General features: G+C 46.1%; 1 protein-coding gene. It reads right to left on the bottom strand.

Annotation, left to right across the window (positions count from 1 at the left end; translation table 11 throughout):
- Positions 1–510: hypothetical protein (locus MM214_RS18995; RefSeq protein ID WP_241297752.1), on the bottom strand; the 510-nt coding region annotated here is incomplete at both ends.

Genomic DNA, 510 nt, shown 5'->3' on the forward strand with positions numbered 1-510 from the left:
CCAATGGCGCTGTAACTACTCCGCCTGCGTATGTACCTGCACTTACTGTTACGTTCGTTGCATTTGTGGTTACTGTAAAGCTGTACCCTGTATCTGAACAGGTTACTGTTCCTACTGTTAAAATTGGTCTTTCAGGAATGTCGTTGATTACTACATCGGTACTTGCTGGTGAGCTACATCCCGTTGCATCACTTGTTACCGTAAAGGTATATGTTGTGCCTGGAGTCAATCCACTAATCGTTGTCGTAGCGGTATTTCCTGTTGCTCCAAAGCCTGCCGGACTACTTGTTATCGTCCAATCTCCTGTTGGCAAGCCACTCAATTCCACACTTCCTGTTGCAACTTCACATGTTGGTTGTATCGTACTTGCTACCGCAGGTACAGATGGAGCATCTGGTACTTCTTCAATCGTTACCGTTGAGGATCCTGCCGTGGAACAGGTATTGTCTGTCGTGCTTCTTACTCTTAAGCTATAGGTACCTGGAGCTAAGCCTGTGAATGTATTGCTTG

This window comes from Belliella kenyensis, from assembly GCF_022549675.1.
In the GTDB taxonomy this organism is placed as follows: domain Bacteria; phylum Bacteroidota; class Bacteroidia; order Cytophagales; family Cyclobacteriaceae; genus Belliella; species Belliella kenyensis.